Origin of the sequence: Vibrio sp. 10N.261.55.A7, from assembly GCF_002877365.1 — a bacterium.
Taxonomy (GTDB): Bacteria; Pseudomonadota; Gammaproteobacteria; order Enterobacterales; family Vibrionaceae; genus Vibrio.
This window is the reverse complement of sequence record NZ_MCWZ01000305.1, coordinates 38,190-44,244: the sequence shown is the minus strand read 5'-3', so window position 1 is coordinate 44,244 and position 6,055 is coordinate 38,190. Positions and strand designations below refer to the sequence as shown.

General features: G+C 47.9%; 5 protein-coding genes and 1 pseudogene. 1 reads left to right on the top strand and 5 read right to left on the bottom strand.

What is annotated here, in order from left to right:
- The first annotated feature begins 280 nt into the window (after positions 1–280).
- Positions 281–1,810 carry an alanine/glycine:cation symporter family protein gene (locus BCU12_RS18230; RefSeq protein ID WP_102405669.1) on the top strand — a complete coding sequence of 510 codons (1,530 nt, stop codon included), beginning with the start codon at positions 281–283 and terminating at the stop codon, positions 1,808–1,810.
- A gap of 201 nt (positions 1,811–2,011) precedes the next feature.
- On the opposite strand, the gene BCU12_RS18225 is transcribed toward BCU12_RS18230, so the two are convergent.
- The 5 genes and pseudogenes from BCU12_RS18225 to phnL form a co-directional block, all read right to left on the bottom strand.
- Positions 2,012–2,650, bottom strand: coding sequence for a DapH/DapD/GlmU-related protein (locus BCU12_RS18225; protein WP_102405668.1), 639 nt, complete (start codon positions 2,648–2,650; stop codon positions 2,012–2,014).
- Positions 2,647–3,414, bottom strand: a complete 768-nt coding sequence (gene phnP / locus BCU12_RS18220) for a phosphonate metabolism protein PhnP (RefSeq protein WP_102405667.1) — start codon at positions 3,412–3,414, stop codon at positions 2,647–2,649. The genes BCU12_RS18225 and phnP overlap by 4 nt, the downstream gene beginning before the upstream one ends.
- Entirely contained in the window at positions 3,411–4,103 is a 693-nt protein-coding gene (gene phnN / locus BCU12_RS18215) for a ribose 1,5-bisphosphokinase (protein ID WP_102405666.1), read from the bottom strand. The genes phnP and phnN overlap by 4 nt, the downstream gene beginning before the upstream one ends.
- 3 nt (positions 4,104–4,106) lie before the next feature.
- Positions 4,107–5,243, bottom strand: a pseudogene (gene phnM / locus BCU12_RS18210) (alpha-D-ribose 1-methylphosphonate 5-triphosphate diphosphatase); the annotation flags it as partial.
- Between the two features lie 10 nt (positions 5,244–5,253).
- On the bottom strand, positions 5,254–6,003 hold the full coding sequence (gene phnL, locus BCU12_RS18205) for a phosphonate C-P lyase system protein PhnL (protein WP_102405675.1): 750 nt from the start codon (positions 6,001–6,003) through the stop codon (positions 5,254–5,256).
- Positions 6,004–6,055 lie beyond the last annotated feature (52 nt).

Genomic DNA, 6,055 nt, shown 5'->3' with positions numbered 1-6,055 from the left:
CTATATATAAATTCAATTAATCGGAGTGAATATTCAATTAAGACCTAGAGAAATGCTTAGAAACCGCTTAATAATAGAATTATCACCCCAGATCAATTGATTTTTTTCTCAAAATAACAAAACAAACGCCAGGTCAAAGAAACAGACAAAAATGTTGCGTCTCGGTTTCGACTTGGAATAATGCATTTGTTACTCGAATGTAACAACATGAAACAATAGCCCATAAAAATAATATAAGAATGGGTTTTATATAACCAAACAAGTTCAGACAGGAAAAATGATGCACAATAAATTAATGCTCGCTTTAATCGGCAGCACAGTGACCGGAAGCGCTGCAGCCTCTGGTCTAGATGAAAAAATAAACGAAGTCGTCGCACCTATCGTCAACCCATTTGTAGGCATGATCTTCTCGACCATTCCTTTCCCTTTTACTGACGTTCAGGTGCCTTGGATTGTATTGTGGTTAGTCGTAGCCGCATTGTTCTTTACTTTTTACCTTGGCTTTATCAACGTACGTGGCTTTAAGCACGCGTTAGAGCTGGTGTCAGGTAAGTTCAGTAATCCAAAGGCGAAAGAAGATGGTGAAGTGTCGCACTTCCAAGCACTGACGACTGCCCTTTCGGGTACCGTTGGTCTGGGTAACATTGCGGGGGTTGCGGTTGCGGTCTCCATCGGTGGTGCGGGAGCAACATTCTGGATGATTTTGGCCGGCCTTTTGGGTATGTCGAGTAAGTTCGTAGAGTGTGCGCTTGGTGTTAAGTATCGTAATACTAACCCAGATGGAACCGTATCAGGCGGCCCAATGTATTACCTAAGCAAAGGCTTAGCTAAACGTGGCAACGCGGCTCTAGGTCGTACTCTGGCGGTACTGTTCTCAGTGTTCGCGATTGGTGGCGCACTGGGTGGCGGTAACATGTTCCAGGCGAACCAAGCGTTTAAGCAAGTGGTTGGCGTAACCGGTGGCGATGCCTCTTTCCTTGCGGATAAGGGTTGGTTGTTCGGTATCGTACTTGCCGTGATTGTGGGTATCGTGATCATTGGTGGTATCAAATCCATCGCTAAGGTCACTGAGAAAGTCGTGCCTTTCATGGCTGCTATTTATGTGGGTGCCGCGCTTATCATTATCCTCATGAACTTTGACCGCATTGATGACGCATTTGGTGCCATCTTTAACGGCGCGTTCACAGGTGAAGGTGTTGCCGGTGGTGTGATTGGTGTTCTAATCCAAGGCTTCAAACGTGCCGCGTTCTCGAACGAAGCGGGTGTCGGTTCAGCCGCAATCGCTCACGCAGCAGTGAAAACAAAAGAGCCGATGTCGGAAGGTTTTGTATCACTACTGGAACCTTTCATTGATACTGTTGTGATCTGTACGATGACCGCGCTTGTTATCATCATCACTGGTTACCTTGATAATGGCTCTGGCCTAGCGGGTGTGGAACTGACATCAGCCGCGTTCGGTAGCTCTATCAGCTGGTTCCCATACATTCTGGCGGTTGCTGTTGTTCTGTTTGCTTTCTCTACTATGATCTCTTGGTCGTACTACGGTTTGAAGGCGTGGACATACCTATTCGGTGAAAGCAAAACCGCTGAAATCATCTTCAAAGTGAAATTCTGTATCTTTGTCGTGATTGGATCGGCAATGAACCTAGGCCCGGTTATCGACTTCTCTGATGCGATGATCTTCTCAATGGCACTGGTGAACATTGTTGGTCTGTACATTCTTGTTCCAGAAATCAAGCGTGACCTTGCGGATTACCTAGAACGCCATAAAGCGGGTAAAGTTTACAATGTGACTGAGCAAGTAAAGTAACACGCTCAATAAAGTAACGCGTTTCACATACAAACTTTAGAAAACAAACTTTAGAAAAACCAAAACAGCAGGCTCTCACCTGCTGTTTTTTATTCTCTGACATCCAGCTAGGCTTTAATCGAATCTTCTTGGCTCAATTGCCCTAGATTCAAACCTCTGTGGAATTGTGGCAAAGCAGTACATACTCAGCGTTGGGTCGGTTTAACTCTCACAAAATGCTAAGAACTCACCGCAATCTTTCTGGAACAGCGGCAATGCCTGCGCAATTTTATCGTCATCCCAATCCCACCAAGCGAGTCGATTCAAGCGTTCGCCAAAGCTGTTGTCTTCAAACCGTGGACGCAATACCTTGGCAGGGTTACCCACAACAATGCTGTAATCAGGGACATCTTTTGTCACGACACTGCCCGCGCCAACAATCGAGCCGTTGCCAATCGTCACACCCGGAAGAATGATTGCGCCATGCCCAATCCAAACATCGTGACCTATTACCACTTTATCCTCTTCACGCCACGAAAAGACTTCGTCATCCAGCGTCGTATCACTTTCACCCAGGCCAAATTTACCCGGCCTGTAGGTAAAGTGATGGAGCGTGGGGCGCCACCAAGGGTGATTACTTGGGTTCACACGCACAGAAGCCGCAATAGACGTGAACTTACCAACTTCCGTAAACATTAAGTTGCTGTCATTTTGAATGTAGCTGTAGTCGCCGACACTGACATTATTCAATATGCAGCGATCAGAAATTTCGGTCCAACGTCCTAGATGCGTATTGTGGAGTTTGCTGCTCTTTGCAACACTCGGCTCTGGTGATAAGGCTTGAGATACCGGTTGGCTCATGGTGTTATTTCCTCGCCATCACAAAGTAAGCGCATCGATTGATGGAAGTAGCCTGGGTTGTTTTCCGCCCACTCGACCATACGATGGCTCAGGTGGGTTAACCCAATGTGTTTTGGCTGACACGCTTCTTTGATGGCTAATATATGGTAAAAATCGTTGTGATTAGCCGATTTTCTTGCATCGGCACACTGGATAGGCGGATGATTACAATCGATGATCATCCACTCTATGTCGCGACATTTAAGCCACTTTTCGGTTTCTTTTGGCAATCCAACCGTGTCCGTAATGTAGGCGATAATCTGGCCCTGCCATTCGAACGCATACCCGAAACAAGGCTTGGAATGAGTCAAAGGAAGAGGCGTCACTAAAATGCCTTGCCACTCGAATGATTGAAACGCTTTCGCTCGGGTTGAAAAGTCTAAAATACCGGGGTGTTTGTACAGGTCATCACAGCCAAGCGGATCATCTGGTGAGATGACCGGAATGCTCTCGCCCATACCCCAGCGGAGGTCAAACAAGCTATGGACATGATCAATGTGGTAATGAGTCAGCAAAATACGGTCTATTTTTCCACGTGGAAATCGCTGCATTAGGTCTGGGGCATTCGCGTCGAGCAATAAGGTTTTGCCTTGATGTTCAAGCATCGCGGACGACTTCTCTCTACGAAAGGAGGGATCCTGATGCGCCTTAGTGCAAACAACACAATCGCAGCCATAAACAGGAATCATTGCGCTGTTCCCTGTGCCTAATAACGTCAATTTCACGCCGACTGCTCCTCATTCAATTGAATCGCATCAAGTGCATACTTAAGCTTGGCAAACTGCTCAACACTCTGGTTAATCGTGCCGCCGTTATCGATAACATACGCCCCTGTCTCTTCCGACACTTGATACTCATTGGCGCGCTTCAATCGCTGAACAATCTCTTCGCCATTTTCTCGGCCACGCTTAATCAAGCGCTGCTTTAAACTGTCGGTATCTACGTGTACAACGACAGGCACTAATCGATCGCCGAAGAGTTCTTTCGCCACTTCCAAATACGCGCGTGATCCATTGACCACAACGCTTAATCCAAGATCACTCCACTGCACAACTTCTTGCCCAATACCGTAACTGAAACCGTGTGCCTTCCAACTCATGGCAAACATGTTACGAGAGTATCGGATAAAGAACTCATCCTCGGTAAGCGCGACGTGATTTTCTCCCCCCGCATCCGCACTGCGGGTGATATAGCGATGCGCAACAACCACATCGTTCACAAAGTTCTGACGTATCGCTGAGATCAGTGAATCTTTCCCGCAGCCAGACGCGCCAATAACATAGTAGACGCGACCTTTCGTCTCACTGTCACTAGTATTGATAGACTTGGGACTGATGGGCTTTGCATTGCTTGTGTTTGAATTCACAGCGCTTTGGCTTAGCCCTTCTACAGGTGGCGAACAATATTGAGACATAGTTTAGAATACCTTTTTCCCTTCACGCCAAACTCTTGAAACCAAGTGATGATCATCCGCGGTGTGAGATAGAACAAGATCCGCGCGTTTCCCCTCTGCGATTTCACCACGGTCATTTAAGCCTAAGGCTTGCGCGGGATTCAGCGTTGCTAGTTGAACCGCTTGCGCTATATCCAGGCTATTTCGGTCGTCGTTTGCCAGTTTAAAGATCGCATCAAGCAGACTCGCTGGGTAATAATCTGACGAAAGAATATCGAGCACCCCTAGCGATGCCAGTTCATGAGCGGCAACATTGCCTGAGTGAGATCCGCCGCGAACCACATTCGGTGCGCCCATTAATACCTTCAACCCCATTTCATGCGATTTTTGGGCTGCTTCGACGGTGGTTGGGAATTCCGCAATAACCATGCCCAGCTCTTTCGATTCCTGAACATGCGCTGTGGTCGCGTCATCATGACTCGCCATCGGTATGTCTCGCTCACGGCAATACTGACAAATGGCATTGCGGTTTATCGTCGACCAACGCTGAGAAAGCGCCACCTGTTCTTTCTCGAAATCGGCCATTTCTGTGTCACTGAAATTGTACTTACCCTGGTAATAGGTTCGGTACTTTTCACGGTTGACAAACTGACGCTGACCCGGAGCATGATCCATCAAAGAGACAAGCTGCAGCTCAGGTCGATTCATGTAACGCTCGAACAGGTTAACAGTGCTTTCATGCGGAACCTCACAGCGAAGATGCAGTTTGTGCTCTGCCCTTGTTAAGCCGCGCTTTTGGCTTTCTTCCACGGTATTGATGAACAAATCCAAGTTCTGCTGACGGCTAAAGTCGCGCGAATCTCCCAATGCAACCGCATCCAACACCGTCGTAATACCAGAGCCAATCAACTGCGTATCGTGCGCGCTCATCGCCGACAACGGCGGCCAATCCACTTTTGGGCGTGGTGTGAAGTACTTCTCTAGGTTGTCGGTATGCAGCTCAATGAGGCCTGGTGTTAGAAAACCGTCCTCACCGTCATACGCCCCCGGCAATTGGCTCGTTGTATCGGATAAGCTGACTATCTTGCCATCGCGTATTTCAACTGACCCACGCACGACCTCTTCCTGAAGTACTAGATTTACGTTCGTAATAATCATCTTCTTGCTCCTGCTATGCGCACGCGCTGGTCAATGGCTTTGTTACATTTCGCCCATTAGGGACGAGGTCTTGGCTGTTTTTAACGTCATACAATCGGTCTGCCACTAGGTCTCGCGTCTCTTCATCATGGAAAATGCCCACAACCGCTGCGCCTCTCGCTTTGGCTTCTTCAATCAAGCTCACAACCACTGCACTATTCACTGAATCCAGTGACGCCGTTGGCTCATCCAGTAAAAGAATGGGGTAATCCACAATAAAACCGCGCGCGATGTTCACACGTTGCTGCTCACCACCAGAAAAGGTGGCGGGCGCTAGGTGCCATAGATGCTCTGGCACGTTAAGGCGAGTGAGTAATTGCTTGGCTTTTAGCTCGGCTTCTTGATGATTCCCGCCCATTTCAATCATTGGCTGCATCACGACTTCAAGCGCACTAATTCTAGGAATGACGCGCAAGAACTGGCTTACCCAACCAACGGTATGTTTACGCACATTGATGATTTCGCGTGGTTTAGCGGTGGCCAGGTCAACCCAATGCCCCTGGTGGTACACATCAATCGTTCCCGCATCCACCAGATAGTTGGCATACAACGCACGAAGGAGGGTTGATTTACCCGAGCCTGAGTGACCGTGCAGCACGACACACTCACCACTGTTAACGCTAAGCGACGCATCTTTAAGCACCGAAAGTTCAACGCTGTTTTGGTTGTGCAATACAAACGTTTTACTGACATTTGAAACCTTGAGTTTCGTTAGTTGGTTCATCGACACCTCTTGGTTTTGTGTCTTTTTCCCTTGGATATTCTTAGGTGACGGG

What these genes read in the sequence shown, in the direction of transcription:
- BCU12_RS18230 (WP_102405669.1), top strand. Translation starts at nt 281, where the DNA reads ATGCACAATAAATTAATGCTCGCTTTAATCGGCAGCACAGTGACCGGA.
- BCU12_RS18225 (WP_102405668.1), bottom strand. Translation starts at nt 2,650, where the DNA reads ATGAGCCAACCGGTATCTCAAGCCTTATCACCAGAGCCGAGTGTTGCA.
- phnN (WP_102405666.1), bottom strand. Translation starts at nt 4,103, where the DNA reads ATGTCTCAATATTGTTCGCCACCTGTAGAAGGGCTAAGCCAAAGCGCT.
- phnL (WP_102405675.1), bottom strand. Translation starts at nt 6,003, where the DNA reads ATGAACCAACTAACGAAACTCAAGGTTTCAAATGTCAGTAAAACGTTT.